The organism is Sediminibacterium salmoneum NBRC 103935, assembly GCF_000511175.1.
Taxonomy (GTDB): domain Bacteria; phylum Bacteroidota; class Bacteroidia; order Chitinophagales; family Chitinophagaceae; genus Sediminibacterium; species Sediminibacterium salmoneum.
On record NZ_KI866530.1, the window covers coordinates 1,591,944 to 1,611,130 of the forward strand.

General features: G+C 41.7%; 16 protein-coding genes. 2 read left to right on the forward strand and 14 right to left on the reverse strand.

Going from position 1 to position 19,187, the window contains the following annotated elements; translation table 11 throughout:
• From murC to mraZ, 10 genes are read right to left on the reverse strand one after another with little or no spacing between them, the layout of a single operon-like run.
• A complete protein-coding gene (murC, locus tag P767_RS0107505; RefSeq protein ID WP_026764002.1) occupies positions 1-1,371 on the reverse strand; it encodes a UDP-N-acetylmuramate--L-alanine ligase in 1,371 nt (456 codons plus the stop codon).
• Complete coding sequence (gene murG / locus P767_RS0107510; RefSeq protein ID WP_026764003.1) at positions 1,371-2,459, reverse strand: undecaprenyldiphospho-muramoylpentapeptide beta-N-acetylglucosaminyltransferase; 1,089 nt, start codon at positions 2,457-2,459, stop codon at positions 1,371-1,373. Before murG ends, murC begins: the two co-directional genes overlap by 1 nt.
• Complete coding sequence (locus P767_RS16330) at positions 2,452-3,816, reverse strand: FtsW/RodA/SpoVE family cell cycle protein (protein WP_071790310.1); 1,365 nt, start codon at positions 3,814-3,816, stop codon at positions 2,452-2,454. The genes murG and P767_RS16330 overlap by 8 nt, the downstream gene beginning before the upstream one ends.
• Positions 3,816-5,156 (reverse strand): UDP-N-acetylmuramoyl-L-alanine--D-glutamate ligase, encoded by a 1,341-nt coding sequence (gene murD, locus P767_RS0107520; protein WP_026764004.1) that lies wholly within the window; start codon positions 5,154-5,156, stop codon positions 3,816-3,818. Before murD ends, P767_RS16330 begins: the two co-directional genes overlap by 1 nt.
• A gap of 6 nt (positions 5,157-5,162) precedes the next feature.
• On the reverse strand, positions 5,163-6,479 hold the full coding sequence (gene mraY, locus P767_RS0107525; RefSeq protein ID WP_026751278.1) for a phospho-N-acetylmuramoyl-pentapeptide-transferase: 1,317 nt from the start codon (positions 6,477-6,479) through the stop codon (positions 5,163-5,165).
• 9 nt (positions 6,480-6,488) lie between these two features.
• Entirely contained in the window at positions 6,489-7,952 is a 1,464-nt protein-coding gene (locus P767_RS0107530; RefSeq protein WP_026764005.1) for a UDP-N-acetylmuramoyl-L-alanyl-D-glutamate--2,6-diaminopimelate ligase, read from the reverse strand.
• A 55-nt stretch (positions 7,953-8,007) separates the two neighbouring features.
• Entirely contained in the window at positions 8,008-10,119 is a 2,112-nt protein-coding gene (locus P767_RS0107535) for a penicillin-binding protein (RefSeq protein WP_026764006.1), read from the reverse strand.
• Positions 10,119-10,430: an FtsL-like putative cell division protein gene (locus tag P767_RS16335; protein ID WP_051408470.1), complete on the reverse strand. Its 312-nt coding sequence runs from the start codon at positions 10,428-10,430 to the stop codon at positions 10,119-10,121. Before P767_RS16335 ends, P767_RS0107535 begins: the two co-directional genes overlap by 1 nt.
• Before the next feature lie 10 nt (positions 10,431-10,440).
• Positions 10,441-11,358, reverse strand: coding sequence for a 16S rRNA (cytosine(1402)-N(4))-methyltransferase RsmH (gene rsmH, locus P767_RS0107545; RefSeq protein ID WP_026764007.1), 918 nt, complete (start codon positions 11,356-11,358; stop codon positions 10,441-10,443).
• 4 nt (positions 11,359-11,362) lie between these two features.
• Positions 11,363-11,827, reverse strand: coding sequence for a division/cell wall cluster transcriptional repressor MraZ (mraZ, locus tag P767_RS0107550; RefSeq protein ID WP_026764008.1), 465 nt, complete (start codon positions 11,825-11,827; stop codon positions 11,363-11,365).
• Between the two features lie 210 nt (positions 11,828-12,037).
• Between mraZ and P767_RS0107555 the strand changes: the two genes are divergently transcribed.
• Entirely contained in the window at positions 12,038-13,390 is a 1,353-nt protein-coding gene (locus P767_RS0107555; RefSeq protein ID WP_026764009.1) for an S-adenosylmethionine:tRNA ribosyltransferase-isomerase, read from the forward strand.
• Here the strand turns inward: P767_RS0107555 and P767_RS0107560 are convergent.
• Positions 13,377-14,702 (reverse strand): sensor histidine kinase, encoded by a 1,326-nt coding sequence (locus P767_RS0107560; RefSeq protein WP_026764010.1) that lies wholly within the window; start codon positions 14,700-14,702, stop codon positions 13,377-13,379. The two genes, P767_RS0107555 and P767_RS0107560, sit on opposite strands and share 14 nt — an antisense overlap.
• Positions 14,703-14,826: 124 nt before the next feature.
• On the opposite strand from P767_RS0107560, the gene P767_RS0107565 reads away from it, so the two are divergent.
• A complete protein-coding gene (locus P767_RS0107565; protein WP_026764011.1) occupies positions 14,827-15,375 on the forward strand; it encodes a YqgE/AlgH family protein in 549 nt (182 codons plus the stop codon).
• 24 nt (positions 15,376-15,399) lie between these two features.
• Here P767_RS0107565 and P767_RS0107570 read toward each other — a convergent pair whose 3' ends face one another.
• From P767_RS0107570 to P767_RS0107580, 3 genes are all read right to left on the reverse strand, one after another.
• Entirely contained in the window at positions 15,400-15,855 is a 456-nt protein-coding gene (locus P767_RS0107570) for a hypothetical protein (protein ID WP_157611413.1), read from the reverse strand.
• Positions 15,856-15,970: 115 nt separating this feature from the next.
• On the reverse strand, positions 15,971-18,130 hold the full coding sequence (locus tag P767_RS0107575) for a peptidase domain-containing ABC transporter (RefSeq protein WP_037351687.1): 2,160 nt from the start codon (positions 18,128-18,130) through the stop codon (positions 15,971-15,973).
• The gene (locus P767_RS0107580; RefSeq protein ID WP_172637524.1) at positions 18,117-19,184 is read right to left on the reverse strand and encodes an HlyD family secretion protein; all 1,068 of its coding nucleotides are present in this window, start codon (positions 19,182-19,184) and stop codon (positions 18,117-18,119) included. Before P767_RS0107580 ends, P767_RS0107575 begins: the two co-directional genes overlap by 14 nt.
• Positions 19,185-19,187: the final 3 nt, after the last annotated feature.

Consider the following 19,187-nt stretch of genomic DNA (forward strand, 5'->3'; position numbering starts at 1 on the left):
TTATAAAAGCGGATGATTCATTAATAGTTCTTTCGCAGGATTCACGAGGGTATCAATATCGCCGGCACCCGCCATTACCAATAGTTCCGGTTGAGTGGTTTTTACCCAATCCAGAAAAGCGGCCTTCTCTAATACCTGCTTCTGATTCAACTGCATATTGTTCAGCAACATTTCACTGTTTACTCCTTCCATGGGTAATTCTCTTGCCGGATAAATGGGCAATAAAATCACTTCATCTGCCAGGTCAAGTGTAGCAGAGAACCCTGCGGCCTGATCCTTGGTTCTGCTATACAAATGCGGTTGAAAAACCAGGGTTAATTTCTTATTGGGGAAAATGCTTCTAACACCAGACAACAAAGCTTTCAGCTCATCGGGGTGATGCGCATAGTCGTCAATCACCACATGTGCCGGTGTATTCAATGCATATTCAAATCTTCTGCGGACACCCTTGTAATCGGCAACCGCCGCAACAATTTTATCCGCATCAATACCCAACTGTTTGGCAACTGTAATGGCTGCAATCATGTTATCGATATTGTGCAGGCCACCCATATGCAATACCAGGTTATCAATAGACCAGTCAGGGGCCTGAACAGAAAAATGATAAACACCATTTACCACTTTCAGGTCTTTTACAAAAATATCCGCCGCCTCGTTTTGGTGATCATAGGTAAACAAGTGATCCGCGCGTAACTCGGCGGCTCTGCTCAACCCATGTTTGGCAACGATGGTTCCACCCGGTTTTAATTTTCCTGCAAACTGAACAAAGGCATTTTCTACTTCTTCAGCAGTACCATAAATATCCAGGTGATCTGGATCCATGGAAGTAATCACTTCTACATTCGGTGCCAGCTTTAAAAAACTGCGATCGTATTCATCGGCTTCCACCACTACTACATTGCGTTCGTGGCTCCAGAAATTGGTATGATAGTTAGCGGAAATGCCACCCAGAAAAGCATTACAGCCATAACCGGTATGGCGCAACAAATGGGCCACCATTGAGGTAACCGTTGTTTTACCGTGTGTACCTGCCACACAGATATTGAAACTGTTTTCGGTAATCCATTGCAGAATATCACTGCGCTTCATCACCGTGAAACCGTTATTAATAAAATGATTCAACTCTTTGTGGTCTTTCGGAATAGCAGGTGTGTACACCACCACATCGGGCTGCTGTGGCGCCAATGTGATATCATCGGTATAGTGAATTTGTATTCCTTCCTTCTCCAGTTGATTCGTAAGCACCGTAGGTGTTTTATCGTAACCACTCACATTGGCGCCCTTCGACAAAAAATAACGCGCAATGGCACTCATACCAATGCCTCCGACTCCTATGAAGTAAATGGTTTGTATGGTAGTTAATTTGCTCATTACAAGGATTGTAAAATTTCTTTAGCTATAAAATCAGCAGCGTTGCGCAAAGCCTGTTTGCGAATGGCCGCTTTCATTTCTTCCTGTTTCATTACTTCTTTGGAAATGGCCACTACTTCTTTTACCAGATCCGCTTTTGCATTTTCATCTTTCACTAAAATGGCAGCACCGTTATTCACCAATTGCATGGCATTGGCCGTTTGGTGATCTTCTGCTGCATGCGGATAAGGAACCAGGATGGCCACTTTACCTGTGATGCACAATTCGGTAACGGCCATTGCTCCCGCACGGCTGATAACCATATCGGCAGCTGCATAGCCATATTCCATCTGGTTAATGAATTCGCCAACCCATACATTGTTGTATTTAGCAGCCGCATTTTTATATAATTCACTATTGGTTTTGCCCGTTTGCCAAATCAATTGCAAATCGTTTTGGCCAAATTCATCCAGCTGTTCCATCAAGGCATTGTTGATGCTGGCTGCACCCAGACTACCACCCACAGCCAATACGGTTGTTTTATCAGGATCCAGTTTAAAGAAGCGAAGCGCCTCTTCTCTTTGAATAGCGTTGCGCACAATAATATCACGAACCGGATTGCCAGACACCAGTATTTTTTCTGCCGGAAAAAAACGCTCCATGCCAGGCGTAGCAACAAAAATTTTCGTGGCTTTTTTTCCCAGCATCATATTGCTCTTTCCCGCAAAGGAGTTGGCTTCATGAATAAATGTGGGAATACCTTTGCTCTGTGCATATTTTAAAACCGGGAAAGTAGAATAACCACCCACCCCTATTACCGCATCGGGTTGAAAGGAGGCAAAAATGCTTCTGACCTGAACAAAACTTTTGACGAGTTTCCAGGGCAGGGAAATATTTTTAAGTAAAGAGCTTCTGTTAAAACCTGCAATGTCCAGGCCATTGATTTCGTAACCCGCTTGTGGTACTTTCTCCATTTCCATTTTTCCCTTTGCTCCAATAAATAAAATCTGAGAGCTGGGCTGCACATGTTTAATTGCATTGGCAATGGCAATGGCCGGAAATATATGTCCGCCTGTACCTCCACCTGCTATGATAAATCGATTAGCCATTCGCGCGAGGATTTTGATTTTGAAAAGAGTTGGTAACTGCACCGCTTGCTGCAACAGCAGCAACACTTACCGGTGTTGTATCCACAGGAGCCACTCCTGTTTCTATCGGAGCTTTTCCTTCCAGTTGTTCTACGTTTCGGCCCACACTCAACACAATGCCAATGGCCGCACAGGTAAACAGAAAGGAAGATCCTCCCATACTCACCAACGGAAGCGTAACCCCGGTAACAGGAACCAGGTTCACATTCACGGCCATATTAGCCACCGCCTGTATCACCAGGGTAAAGCTTAGTCCCAGCGCCAGAAATGCACCAAATGCATAAGGGCATCGCCGGAAAATACTAATGCACCGGAACAGAAAGACCAGATAAATAAATATCATGAAAGCCCCGCCCAGCAAACCATATTCTTCAATGATGATAGAATAAATAAAGTCGTTATAGGCTTGTGGCAAAAAGTTACGCTGCTGACTATTGCCTGGTCCTAATCCAATTAATACACTTCCATTCGAAATGGCAATCTTGGCCTGCTGCACCTGATAAGGCACTTCACTGTCTTTGGCGTACATAAAGTCCTGTACCCTTTTAACCCAGGTACCGACACGACCCATCGATTTCATTTTCTCAGCCACTGCAGGCTTTGCAATATCTTCCGATTTTTTACCATCATAGGAAAGCACGGCCACCGAAACAATAATAGCCACAGGAATCAGGGCTACCATAATGGTGAGTAAAATATGTTTAAAGCTTACCCTGCCAATAAACATCAGCAACAAAGAAGTTGCACCCGTTAACAAGGCATTCGATAAGTTAGCAGGCATAATTAATGCGCAAATAATAATTACCGGTAACACCACAGGAAGGAATCCTTTTTTAAAATCCTTAATTACTTCCTGCTTTTTGCTCAGCATTTTAGAAATGTACATGAACAAAGCCAGCTTGGCAAAGTCACTGGTCTGAATAGTAAGGTTGATGATGGGTAATTTAATCCAGCGGCTTCCCTCATTAATTCTTGCACCAAAAAACAATGTGTACAACAATAAAGGAATAGATAACATAAACAAGATAGTGGCTACCCGCGAGAAAAAAGTATAGTTAACCCGATGCAAAAAATACATGATGATTAACCCCAGCATAGAGAAAGACAGCTGCTTAAATAAATAGATATTGGTATTGCCCTTGTATGTTTTATATGCCAGAGATCCCGTGGCACTATACACTACCAGAATTGAAATAAGGGACAATATCAATACAATACCCCAGATGTACTTATCACCACGGGTACGGGTAAGCAATTGCTTGCGTACCCCATCTACCGAGGGGATTTGAGAAAAAAGGGTATCTTTTATTTCAGACATTATAATTCCTTAACAGCTTCTTTAAATTGGGTTCCTCTGTCTTCGTAGTTCTTGAATAAATCAAAGCTGGCGCAGGCAGGGCTTAACAAAACCACTTCGTCTTTACCGGCAGCTCTGAAGGCAGCATTCACCGCTTTCTTGGCACTGTCTGCTTCAATGATGGTTGGAACAATATCTTTAAAAGCTTCAATGATTTTGCTGTTGTCTGTTCCCATACAAACAATGGCTTTCACTTTTTCCTTTACCAGTTCTTCTATTAATGTGTAGTCGTTTCCTTTGTCAACACCACCCAGAATTAAAACCGTTGGCTTATTCATACTTTCCAACGCATACCAGGTACTGTTTACATTGGTGGCTTTGCTGTCGTTGATAAATTCAACGCCGCGAACCATTGCAACAAACTCCATGCGATGCTCCAGGCTATGGAAGTTCTTTACAGCATCCCGGATTTTTTCTTTTCTGATACCAATGGTTGCTGCTGCAATACCCGCTGCCATTGTGTTGTACTGGTTGTGCTTACCCTTCAGGGCAAAATCATAAATGCTCATGCTTACTCTTTCTTCCTGGATGCGCAGCATCATCTGGTCGCCCTTGATGTAGCCGCCTTTTTTTACTTCTTGTTTCATAGAGAATGGTAGTGGGTTAGTATGGATAGTTAGTAATGGGAGTTTTTGCTGAATCACTTCGTCGTCTAAACAGAAGATGAAGAAATCCTCATCGGTCTGGTTTTCGATGATGCGAAACTTAGACCGTATATAATTGTCGAACACATAATTGTAACGGTCTAAATGGTCTTCCGTAATATTGAGCAATACGCTTACATTGGGTCGGAAGGTTTTAATATCATCTAATTGAAAAGAACTGATTTCAATAATGTAGAGCGGTTTGGGGTCTTCTGCCACCTGACGGGCAAATGAATAACCAATATTCCCCACCATGGCACAATCCAGTTCTGCCGTTCTGCAGATATGATAAATTAAAGCCGTAGTGGTGCTTTTGCCATTGCTGCCAGTGATGGCAATAATTTTGCTATCACCTTTGTAACGATAAGCCAATTCAATTTCACTGATCACCGGAATACCTTTAGCACGAATGGCTTTCACCATTTCATTCTTTTCCGGAATGCCTGGACTCTTAACCACTTCGTCTGCCGCTAAAATTCTTTCTTCGCTATGACCGCCTTCCTCAAATTCAATTCCGTTCGCGCGCAGTTCCGCTTTGTAAATTTCCTTGAGTGAGCCACCGTCGGACAGGAATACGTTCAGCCCCTTGTGCTTGGCCAATACAGCCGCACCTACTCCGCTTTCGCCTCCGCCTAATATGATAATATTATTACTCACTTTCTTTTATCTGATTTTTAAGGATACTACACTCATTACCACCAGCATGATGGTTACAATCCAGAAACGAACCGCAATCTTGCTTTCATGAAATCCTTTCTTCTGATAGTGATGATGCAATGGACTCATTAAAAACACTCTTCTTCCTTCACCGTATTTCTTCTTAGTGTACTTAAAGTATCCTACCTGAATCATCACACTTAAATTTTCTACCAGGAACACGCCACAGAAAATAGGAATCAACCATTCTTTTCTTACAATGATGGCTAAGGAAGCAATAATGCCACCCAGTGCAAGGCTGCCCGTATCGCCCATGAATACCTGAGCAGGAAAAGCATTGTACCATAAGAATCCAATACAAGCCCCTACGAATGCACCCACAAAAATGGTGAGCTCACCCAGGTTCGGGATATACATGATGTTCAGGTAATCGGCAAAAATGTAGTTGGAACTTACATAGATGAATACCAGCAAACCCGCACCAATAATGGCACTCACACCGGCAGCCAATCCATCCAATCCATCTGTAAGGTTGGCACCGTTACTAACAGCAGTAATAATCAGGGTCACAATCAGGATGTACACAATCCAGGTATATTTCTCTGCACCCTCTCCCATCCAGCTGATCAGCTTGCTGTAATTGAACTCATGGTTCTTTACAAAAGGGATGGTAGTGATGGGCGTTTTTACTTTCACGAATTTTCTTTCCAATCCATTTATTTGACGAACAATAATGGTTGAATCTTTCGCAAATCTTTCTCCTTCCTGCAACATAGAAACTTTACGCGCAGAACCAATAATTTCTCTTTCTACCGTTACGGCATTGCTGAAATAAAGGGTAGTACCAATGATGATTCCCAATCCTACCTGACCAATAATTTTAGAGATACCGGCCAATCCATCAGAATCTTTTTTCTTGTAGGTTTCGCCTTTTTGTTGTGCTGCTTTTCTGGCGCGAATTTTAAACAGGTCGTCCAGAAAGCCAATGATACCCAACCAAACCGTACAAAGTACCATCAGTCGCACATATACTTTATCTAAATTGGCAAACAATAAGGTTGGAATAAGAATGCTCAGCAAAATAATGATACCGCCCATGGTAGGAGTTCCTTTCTTCTGCTCCTGACCCGCCAATCCTAAATCTCTTACCGACTCCCCAATTTGCTTTTTCTGTAAAAACAGAATGATGCGTTTTCCATACACTGTTGCAATTACCAAGCTCAATACAATCGCCATTGCAATCCTGAAAGTCAGGAACTGAAACAGCCCGGCTCCGGGAATATCGAAGCTTTGTTTTAGCCAGTTAAATAATTGATATAACATAGTATGGGTTTATTGGGTAATGGTGGTAAATGCTTTTTGTAAAACTTCTTTATCGTCAAAAGGAAGTTTCACTCCATTGATGTCCTGGTATTTCTCGTGTCCTTTTCCGGCCACCAGAATAATGTCTTCCGGCTTGGCCATTCTTACTGCTTCTTCAATTGCCTGCTTGCGATCTACCAGGGTGATATACTTTCTTTTTGCCGCACTGCTCAGTCCTTCTTCCATATCGCGCAGAATAGCTTCAGGGTCTTCCGTGCGGGGATTATCACTGGTTAAAATCACGCGGTCGCTCCAGTCGCAGGCTGCCTGCGCCATTACAGGACGTTTTGTTTTGTCTCTGTCTCCACCACAACCTACCACTGTGATGATTTGCTCGTAGCCCTTGCGCAATTTTTTAATGGTGCTCAATACATTTTCCAATGCATCGGGGGTATGTGCATAGTCTACAATACCAATGATATTGTTGGCACTGATGATATAATCGAAGCGGCCTTCTGCACCGGTAAGCATGCTTAATGCAGTTAGTACTTCTGAACTTTCAACACCCAAACAAACGGCCGCACCATACACCGCCAGTAAGTTGTAGGCATTGAATGTTCCAATTAGACGAAAATGCACTTCCTGGTCATTGATGGTCATCACCAAACCTGTCAATGCATTTTCTAATATTTTTCCCTTGAAAGCAGCCATGGTTTTAAGGCTGTACAAGTATTTAGTAGCGTTGGTATTCTGCAACATCACTTCTCCGCGTTTATCATCAGCATTAGAGATGGCAAATGCATCAGCAGATAAATCATCGAAGAATTTTTTCTTTACACGGATATACTCATCAAAAGTTTTGTGATAGTCTAAATGATCGTGTGTGATATTGCTGAACAAAGCACCGTTGAACTGCAATCCGGTAATGCGGTGCTGATGAATGGCATGACTGCTGCACTCCATAAAAACATAAGAGCAACCCTCGTCCACCATTTTGCGCAACAAGGCATTCAGGCTGATGGCATCGGGTGTGGTATGCGTGGCTGGAATAATAGTATCATCAATCTGATTCTGAACCGTACTGATTAAGCCACAACTATACCCTAACTGACGGAACAACTTGAATAATAAAGTAGCAATGGTGGTTTTACCGTTGGTACCCGTAACACCCACCAGCTTTACTTCTGCAGAAGGATGATTATAAAACTCAACTGCCATGCGCGCAGCTGCTTCTCCACTGCTGGCCACTTTAATATAAGTAACCGCAGCATCAAGCTCAGCAGGAAGGCTTTCGCAAACAATGGCAACCGCACCCAACTCAATAGCTTTACCAATAAAAGCATGGCCATCGCTCTGTGCTCCTGTAATGGCAACAAATACAGCACCAGCTTTCACTTTCCTTGAGTCGATCTCAATGGCAGTAATGTCCTTATTCAAGGCACCAGTTACCTGCTGCGTTTTGGTTTGAATAAGAAGTTGCTGTAGCGTTTTCATTGGGTTATTTTTAACAGTTAAGTTTCTTTAGTTATGTCGTCTATTATTTTGTTATTTAATTAAGACTCAGCTGCACCAGTTGCCCCTTCGCAATCGGCTGTCCGGGAACAATCGACTGCTCTGTTACTTTTCCTCTTCCTTTCACCTGCACCATCAATCCCATTTCTTCGCAGAGATAAATGGCGTCTTTTAATCCCAGGCCTTTCAACGGAGGCATGGCATTTTTATTCACCGGCATTCTTTGCAGTACTGCTTTCGCACTGTTCTTATTTACACGGGTCCACTCATCTGCTCTTCCGGTAGAATCTGAAAAACCAATTTTTAATTTTTCAGTCAGGTACATCAAATCTGCCTTGTATCCGTTATAGGCAAAGAAGCTGCTGTCCTTTTTATTGGATCCTGCAATCAGGGTTTTATTGGTCTTGATATAAGTGCCATACAAACGATCCGAAATTTCCTTGAACACCGGCCCTGCCACAGCAGCGCCATAGAATACAGGAGCAAAAGGTTTGTTCTTAATTACTACTACACAAGTGTATTGCGGATTATCAGCAGGAAAATATCCGGCAAATGAACTCTGATAAATTTTACTGCTGTATCCTCTGTTGCCATCTGCCACCAACGCCGTTCCTGTTTTACCCGCTACTTTATAAGGTGTGCCAGCAAACAAAGACTTGGCCGTACCTGAAATACAAACCCCTTCCAGACTGGCTTTCAACATTGCAAGTGTTGATGGGCTGCAGATTTGCGTATCTAAAACCACTGGTGGAATTTCTTTCAACAACACCCCTTCTTCTTTAATGCTGCTAACCAAATAAGGACGCATCATTACTCCGTTATTCGCAACCGCATTGTATAACATAGCCGTATGCAATGGACTGATGGCAAGGTTATATCCAAAGCTCATCCAGGGCAAAGTGGTAGGACCATATAATTTAGAACCCGGACGATGAATCACCGGCCTGCGCTCTCCTACCAAATCAATTCCTGTAATGGTATCCATGCGCATCTTACGCAAATGCTTCAGGTACTGCTGCGGATTATTCAGGTAATGCGTAACCGCCATTTTAGCCATGGCTACATTCGAACTCAATTCAAAAGCCTGCTTTACGGTTACAATATTCTCAGCATGTCTTTCAGAATCATACACGGTTTGACCTGCAATTCTCCATGCACCGTTCTCCAGGTTAATGGTTTGATTCAGGTTTACTTTCTTGTCTTCCAGCAAAGCCATTAATGTGGCCAGCTTAAAAGTAGATCCCGGTTCGCTGGGTGTAATCGCATGGTTTAAATTTTCCCAGTAAGAGCCATCGGGCATTCTGCCCAGATTGGCAATGGCTTTTACTTTTCCGGTCTTGGTTTCCATTACAATTACACAACCATTTTCCGCTTCGTTCTTCACCATCATTTTCATCAAAGCTGCTTCAGCAATGTCCTGAATAAATACATCAATGGTGCTCACAATATCTTTACCCGTCTCTGGTTCTACCAGGTAAGTATCATCCACAGGAACGCCAACTCCACCTGCAATGGAACGAACAGTCTGCTTACCGTTTCTTCCTTTTAAAACTGCATCGTAGGTTTTTTCCAAACCCACTTTATTAGAATCACGGGCCAGACCAATGGTTCTGAAAGCCAGCATCTGATAAGGATTCAGGCGAACCGTGCGCTCATTGGCAATCATACCGCTTTTGTAACGACCCAGTTTAAACAAAGGAAATTTGCGTAAAGAATCGTACTGCGTAAAACTGATTTTTTTCTTCAGTGGAAAATATCCTTCCTGCGCTTTGTACGCCTGCTGCAATACTCTTTTGTATTCCACCGGACTCATATCCTTGAACAGTTGTGCTAAACAATAACTCAAAGAATCTATATTCTCTCTAAAACGCAGTCCGTTTTTCTCTCTTAATCCCGCAACGCGGAAATCAATGAAAATATCAAACTGCGGAATAGAAGTACTCAACATCTGACCGTCTTCAGAATAGATAGTACCACGCTCTGCTTCAATTTCATCAATGCGCTGGTGCAAACTATCGCTCATGCTTCTCCACTTGGCTCCCTCTACTTGCTGAATGTAAACCGCTTTACCAAAGATGGCGATACAGGCAACTACCATCAGTATATAACTGAGGTACACTCTCCATAGTATATCGCGTTTTACTTCCATTATTTCTGAATGCGCTCGGGCATTTCCTTACTTATTTTTAAACCCATGGGTTCCACCAACTTCACAATCTGCGACTCCTCCGTTTTGTACATCAATTCACTCTTCAAAGTCTTGTAGGTAAACTGCAATTCCTTCAATTCGTTATTGATGCTATTAATACGGCGTATGGTTTTATCGGCCATATGTCCGTTGGCTATATACAGTACTGCTAAAAGAGATAGGAAAAGGAAGAAACCAATATTCTTCACTATCCACTCATAGTTAAGCAAACCCTTAATGGGGTTCTTAGGATTTGTTTTGTTTTCGGGCACGGTATATATATTACAAGCGCGCTGCTGCTCTCAGCTTTGCGCTTCTACTTCTGCTATTTCTTTTCAACTCTACTGCACCAGCCGTTATGGGCTTCTTATTCACCAGTTGAAAATGCTTTGGTTTCTCAATTGACAAGAGTGGATGATCTATTACTTCTTCAAAAGTTCCCTGCTTGAAAAAGTTTTTCACCAATCTGTCTTCCAGCGAGTGGAAAGTAATGATGGCAGCAATTCCTCCGGGCTTCAACACTTTGGTTAACTGCTCTAACATTTCTTTCAGCGCTCCCATCTCATCGTTCACTTCAATTCTAAGCGCCTGAAAAACCTGGGCTAAATATTTATTGGGATTTCCTTTTACCACTGCACTAATCAAAGCCTTGAACTGCTCGATGGTTGCAAAAGGTAAGCGGGCTCTCTGCTGAACAATCTGTGCAGCAAGGGTTTTGGCGTTGGTTACTTCCCCATACTGTTCAAACAATTTGTGCAACTGTTGTTCAGAATAGGTTTTAATAATGTCGGCAGCTGTAAGGGTTTGTCTTCTATCCATCCGCATGTCCATCGGACCTTCAAAGCGAATAGAGAAACCGCGCTCTCCTTCATCAAACTGGTGCGAGCTCACACCCAGATCCGCTAACACTCCATCCACCTGATCTATCCCATGCAAACGCAAAAAGCGATGCAGGTGACGAAAGTTTTGCGGAATGAATAAGAGACGAGGTTCGTTCTGAATATTCTGTTGCGCATCTGCATCCTGATCAAATGCAATCAGCTTGCCCTTGGGCCCCAGTTTTTCCAGAATGCCTCTGCTATGACCACCCCCACCAAATGTGCAGTCTACATAAATTCCATCCGGAACAATCGACAACGCATCCAGGGTTTCGTGGTAGAGCACCGGAACATGATAATCGTTAGCAGGTATTTTTTCCATGCTATTATTTATCTTGTTTTTTATCTGCCTCTGCCATCACTTCCTGCGCCAGGCTACTGAAAGCCTCCGCTGAGAAATCCTCAAAGAGCTGTTTGTACTTCGCTGCATCCCAGATTTCAAAACGGTCCATGGCGGCAGCTAGTACAATGTCTTTGGAAAGGCCCGCGAATTCCTTTAATGAAGCAGGCAATAACATTCTGCCGGCAGCATCCAGTTCAATCTCGGTAGCACCTCCCAAAAACTGACGTCTGAATTGACGTACTTTTGGATCAAAATCATTTAACTGGCTAATCTTAGAAATAATGAGTTCCCAACTTTTGATCGGATACAGCGTGAGGCATTTTTCAAACCCACGACCCAGAATAAAGCGCGACTCTCCTTCAGGCAATTGCTTTCTCAGCCCGCCCGGAAGGAGGAAACGCCCTTTGGCGTCTACCGTTGCTTCATATTCTCCGTGAAATCCGATCATAAGTGAATAAATATTTCCAAGTTTACCACTTGTTGACACAAAATAACACTTTTTCCCACTTTTAACCCAAAAATGGGGGTCTTGTATTTATCCACAAGATTAAAGGGGCTGCAATCCTTTCCTATCTTGCATTCCAGACGAAATGGCATTAAAGGCACTGTATAACCTGTGAATTACTGTGGATAAGCCGTGAATAACAATGAAAATCGCATGAAACACCCGTCAAACCTGCATATTGAAGACTTTAACTACGAGCTGCCCAACGAGAAAATCGCCAAATATCCGCTGGAACAGCGGGATCAGAGCAAGCTGCTGATTTACGGGGCACCCCAATTTTCGGAGACGGCCGAGCCAAATTCAGGTGAAACAGGCCCTGTTTCGGGAAATGGTATTTCTATTAGAGAGTCAGTCTATGCAAACATAGCCGATGAACTCCCCCAGGGAAGCCTATTGGTATTCAATGATACCAAAGTGGTAGAAGCCCGACTCTTGTTCCAAAAGCCTACCGGAGGTATAATTGAATTGTTCTGTTTAGAGCCTTCGGATCAGTACGGCGATATAACTACAGCGATGCTACAAAAGGGTTCTGTGCAATGGAAGTGCTTGGTGGGAGGAGCCAAGAAATGGAAGGAAGGGGCGGTGTTTCTAGAAGTAGCTGCGAGCGAGCATAGCCAAGACAGTTTTGATCGACCCAACCCCCAAAAACCGTTAAAAATCTTTGCCAATAAGGTAGAAATACTGAGCGATTGTTTCCTTATTGAATTCAGCTGGGAACCAGCAGCACTAAGCTTTGCAGAAGTTTTGCATTTAGCAGGAGATATTCCTCTCCCTCCCTATTTAAACAGAGAGACAGAAGAATCAGATAAAGAAAGATACCAGACCATTTATGCAAAGCACGATGGTTCGGTGGCAGCACCAACCGCAGGATTGCATTTTACTTCATCCGTATTTGAAAAACTAGCAAAGAAAAATATTCATAAAGGATATGTAACACTGCATGTTGGGGCCGGTACTTTTAAACCGGTGAAAGCCGCACAAATGAAGGATCATGAAATGCATGCAGAATTCATTGATGTAAATCGTGCAACCATTGAGCAGTTGTTGGCGCATGTTGCATTGGGTATTATAGCGGTGGGAACAACATCGCTGCGTACGCTGGAAAGCCTTTACTGGATTGGCGTTAAGACTTTGCGGAATCCATCAATTGCAGCCGCAGACTTGCAAGTGTCACAGTGGGAACCATATGGTGGTGCAGATAGTGAAAATAATACTGCGAAAGTATATACCGCTGAAGAATCCTTAACTGCCCTACTACATTGGATGCAACAAAACAATGCAGACCGCATTATTACGAAAACACAAATCATCATTGCGCCAGGATACATATTCAGAATCATTCGTGCCTTGGTAACCAATTTTCATCAACCTCAAAGCACATTGTTACTTTTGATATCTGCTATTGTAGGAGATGATTGGAGAAGCATTTATGACTATGCCTTAAAGCACGAATATCGTTTTCTATCTTATGGAGATGGTTCTATACTTTGGGTCAATCCTGCATGAGCGGCACTTCAATTGTAAACGAAGTTCCTTTGCCAATGGCACTGTCCACTTTTATTTTACCCTTGTGTGCATCAATAACGGTTTTCACATAGCTCATGCCTAAGCCAAAACCTTTTACGTTATGCAGATTGCCCGTATGCGCACGATAAAACTTTTCAAAAATGCGCTTCACCGATTCTTTGTTCATACCAATTCCATTGTCTTGAACACGCAATACAAAATGGTTCTTGGTACTATGCGATGATACAATAATGCGGACAGGGTCCTGAGAGTATTTGATAGCATTGTCGATTAAATTAGAAATCATATTTCTGAAATGCGTATCGTCTGCACTAATGGTGTCGTTGGAAGCATTTAAAAGAAAATCAATATTGCCGTTTTTATCCTGCAATTGCAACGCAAAAGTACCCGCGACTTCACGCACCATTTCATGAACAGACACTTTAGACAAATTCAAATTCAACTCTTGCTTCTCTAAAAAAGCAGCTTGTAAAATGGTTTCCACATGCTTGTTCATGCGGATATTTTCTTCTTTGATAATATTGGTAAAATAAGCCCCTTTTTCAGGGTTGGCTTGCACTTTCGGACTCTTGAGTGCATCCACCGCAAGGGATATGGTAGCCAGTGGCGTTTTGAACTCATGGGTCATATTGTTGATGAAATCGCTTTTAATTTGAGATAGCTTTTTCTGATTCAATAAGGTCTTTACTGTTACATAGAAAGCCGCCAGAATAATCAGAAAGAATGTGACGGCCCCCATTAAAATCCAACGAAGTGAATACCAAACTTGATTGGCTAGGTCTGGAACGATGATTATCAACAATTCATTGGCTTCATTCAAAGCCAGATTATCCGTATCCCTAATAATCGGATAATAATTGCGCTTGTTATTGATTGTATCCCAAAATTCTTGTTCATATCCAGTAGAATAAAATTCATAGTCACCCTCTACATCAGAAATAGCAAATTCAAACTTCAGGTTATTCAATTTAACCCGCTGAAATTCTTTGGAAATTTTATCTCTTACTTCTTCCATCGTGAATCGCTCTTCAACGGTAGGCTGACGGAACAGTTTAATTTGTAATTCAGAACCCAGCAAGAATCCACCCCTTCTATTTAAACGAAGCGGTTGCGAAGAGCGAGTAGACTTACCAATGTCATTCGCAACATTAAACCCAACCATATTTATTTTCTCAATCAACTGCGTCCTGGTTACTTCCATCAGGTTATCAAACCAAGAGGCCTGCAACAGGAATAAGCCACAGAGTGAAAGCGAAATTAGTATAACAATAATGGGGAAGGTTCTCTTCATGCGAAGCAAATATAAAATGAAAAAGTCCAGACCCTGGGGTATCTACCCGTTGTCAGGCTTTTTTAACGAGAATTTTTAACAATTGGTACGGAAAATAAATATTATTCTTATCTTTTGAATACGAATGGAACTAAATAAAGGAATATTATTGTTGTCGGACCCCTTTTTAAAGGATCCCAATTTTATAAGAACTGCCGTATTAATCTGCGAACACAATGAGGAGGGAGATGTTGGTTTTATCCTCAATAAAAAAACCAATCAATACTTGGGAGACTTAGTAGAAATAGCAGAGGGAATAGCACTGCCCGTTTTTGAAGGCGGGCCTGTAGAGCAACACACCCTACACTTTATACACCGCAGACCCGATATCATTCAGGAAGGTTTAGAAATTACCAAAGGGATTTATTGGGGAGGTGATTTTGATGTAGCCATTGCGGCCTTACACAACAAAGAAATTACAGAAAACCAGATTCGCTTTTTCATGGGCTATAGCGGATGGAGCAACGGCCAATTGCAGGAAGAAATTGATGAAAAGAGTTGGATCCTTACACAGTCCGACCCGGGCATCCTATTCATAGACGAACCGCATCAAATCTGGAAACGCAGCTTACAACAGCTGGGCGGCGAATACGCACAAATGACCAACTACCCTATTGATCCGCAGTTGAATTAACATCGGTTCTCGTGATTTTTTTATTTACTGATTTGCCATTTTCTTTTTAGCAGATTTGCCAAAAACAATTGCCAGTAACCAAGGAGAAGGAATCGTATCCTCTTTATCCAAAGTTTCATTGGGGAACTTGTTATAAAAATAAAAGGCAACGAAATTCACAAACTGAAAAGAAAGAAAAGAGAGCCCTAAGGAACGATAGGAAAGTTTGTATCCGAAAATGGTCGTGGAAATAATGGGAAGGATAATATTGAAACAGATTGCGACACCCATTAAAACCATCAATATCTGGGGTTTCTTTAAAAAGCCTTTGCTATGCTGATACACCCATTGCTCTAACCGAAAAATCCAAGAAAACTTTTTTAATTCATCCCTCAGACGCCTTGGGGTTTTAAAGAATGAAGGATTTTTTAATCCTGCATACAAAAGATGCCAAGCAAATACATTGAGGCAAACTGAATTCACCCAATCTTGAAAAAGCATAGGTTGAGATAGAGGGAATAAAACAGCCTGAAAGTTTGGAAATATTATTGCTAATGGCAATAGAATGAAATTAAAAAAAATTCCATGCAGCAGCAAAATAACGACGAAGGGATTCTTACTTTGATTCATGATGATTCCAGAGTTGGGCATACTGCCCGTTTAAGTTTAATAAGTACGAGTGTGAACCCTGTTCAATTAAATTGCCTTTATTCAATACCAGAATTTGATCACAATGTTTAATTGTGGTTAATCGATGTGCAATAATGATGATGGTTTTTGCTTGTTCCTTAAACCATTGCAAAGCATTTTGTACTTTTTGTTCACTAGCGGGATCTAAACTGCTGGTAGCTTCATCCAGTATTAAAATATCAGGATCTCGGTACAATGCACGGGCAATAGCCAACCTTTGCTTTTGTCCTCCAGAAAAATTAGCACCCTGTTCATTCACCACACTATGATAAGAATTAGGTAACTGTTCAATAAACTCATCTGTTCCTAACAACTTCGAAAGGAAGATTATTTTTTGCATATCGGGTTCATAATCCCCCACTGCTATATTATCTACAATGGAGCCGCTAAACAAGTCAATCTGCTGTGGTACCACCCCCACTCTTTTCCGCAGGCTTCTAGTGCTAATATGCTGAAGGTCTAATCCCCCAATGGTAATTTGGCCTTTCTGTAAAGGATAAAGGTTTTGCAGCAAAGAGGAAAGCGTAGATTTACCACTTCCACTTTCGCCCACCACAGCCGTGCTTTTGCCTTTTGATATAGTTAAACTTAAATCATCAAAAACAGTGGCACGGGTGCCATATCTGAACTGAATATGCTTCAGTTCAATATCCCCGATTAAATCAGAAGACAGTTCCACTTTTGCATCAGCAGAAGTTTCTGTTTCCAAATCAATGATTTCAAATAAACGATCTGCAGCAATCAAAGCATCCTGAATAGACTTATTGGCCCCAATTAAAGAAGAAGCAGGACCCGTAAAATAACCTACCAAGGCATAAAATGAGAGAAGCTCTCCCGGTGTTAATTCTCGCTGAATCACAAAATACGAGCCCAACCATAACAGCAGTATGGTAAAAAATCTGGTAAAAAATTCAACACCATTGCCGATCCATAGCGCATATTTACTGGCATAGTAAATGGAATGCAAAAGCCGAACAAAACGGCTCTCGGTTTTTTCATTGGAGAAAGATTCTAAGCCAAATTTTTTAATGGTACCCACAGCATGTAAACTCTCCACCAATTGGGTTTCCAACTCTGCACTCTCTTCCATTAATTGGCGTTGCCATTTTTTATTGATTCTATTGCTAATCCAATAAAGCAGTGTGTAAATAGGAATCAACATAAGCATAATTAAAGCCAGCTTCCAATAATACAGAAACATAATCCCTACACTAAAAACAACAATAAGTATATTAACCAATAAGTTCAAGGCAACTGAGTTAATGAAGTCTCTGATTTTAACCGCATCGTTTACCCTACTAATAATTTCACCCACTCGCATGGTATCAAAGAATCGCTGCGGCAATTGAAGTAGGTGCTTATAGTAGCCTAAAATGAGTTGCGCATCCATCATTTGACCCGATTGAACTCCCAATAAAGATTTATAATATCCAATAATGATTTGAAAACCCAAGAATGCAATCATACCCACACTCATGATATTCAATAACTGAAGATTGCCTTCCACCAATACAAAGTCTATTAGCTTCTGCATATAAATAGAAGTAGAAAGACCAAGTAGCGTATAAACAATTGCTCCCAAGAAAGCCTGGGAAAGCATAGAGGAATGAGGTTGAACAAGCTTCCAGAAACGATGCAGATTTGATTTTTTTTGTTTGCCTTTTACAAAATTGTCTCCAGGGAGTACTAGTAAAATGACTCCAGACCATAAAGTCATAAAATCCTTTTGTGGCTTCGTAACAAACTGACCATCGCCGGGATCCATATACACAATGGACTTAGAACTGACTTTATAAATGACAACATAATGATGCAAGCCATTGGGAAGGACCAAGTGCGCAATGGCAGGGAGTGGGATTTTCGAAAGGCTCTCCAAAGTTCCTTTTGCCCCCTTGGCTTGAAATCCAAGTTTTTCGGCAGCTTCAATCAACCCTAATACATTAGTACCTCTTTTATCCGTACCTGCATATTGACGAATTCTACTAACAGATAATTCCAACTGGTAATGCATGGCAACAGAGGCCAAACAGGCAGCACCGCAATCGGTAATATCACGTTGCTGGATACGAAGATTAGCTTTTAACATGTGCAACGGGATTAAACCAATCATCCATGGTGTCAAACAAAAGATTCCAGAGCGACCGTTCCGTAACGATGAATCTGGCCTGAAAACTGAGGCCCTTTTTAATCTTACCAATGTATCCATTCTTCATATTCAACTGCACATTATCGATGTTACAGTGTACTTTAAAAACAGGCTGGTTATTGATGAGAGAGTAATCATTTTCAATGGCAAACACTTTACCCGAAAGCAGGCCAAAATATTGGTAGTCAAAAGCATCCATTTGAAACTTAGCAACATGGCCAATGGTAAGCATTCCAATATCTTTTGTAGACAAATAACACTCCGCCACCAGTTTGGTCAAAGGAGAAACCAAACAAAGGGATTCTCCGGCTGTAACCACCCCTCCTATGTATCGAGTATTAATATTTTGGATAACACCGGCCACAGGGGCATGTATAAAATGATTGGACTGATCCACTTCAATCTGGCTTTTTTGCGATTGATATAAAGATTTATCCAAAAGAAATTGCTGCAAGTCGTTTTGCCAGGATATCAGCTGGTTATTTTTAAACGCATTAAAAGAAGCAACTAATCGGTCCAGCTCAATTTGTTTATCAAAATGTTCTTTACGGGCAATTACTTTCTCGGCTAAGAGTGAAGTATAAATAGTTAATTCATTAGTCACTTTCTTAATGGCGGATTGTTGATCGGACATTTGAAATTGAAACTTACTTAGTTGCTCTTTATAAAGAGGGGTTGCTAAAGATGCTAAAGGAAGTTGGCCAATGGCATCTTTTTGTTCCGTTAACAAACGAAGATCTTGTATGTACTTGTTTTTTTGATTCAGTTCAATTTGATTCAGTTGCCTTTTCGGTTCAGATACCCTATCCTTAATCATGGCAATCAGCTGCCCTTGCTTCACAGTATCTCCTTCTTGTACATACAGCTGATCAATATGCCCTGTAAGCATTGATTTCACTTCGGTTCTTTCACTTGCTGGCCGAATGACTCCATTCGTCCTTATTGATATGGAGGTTTTGATGAATGGTAAAACAGAAAAAGAAGCAATGACCATAGT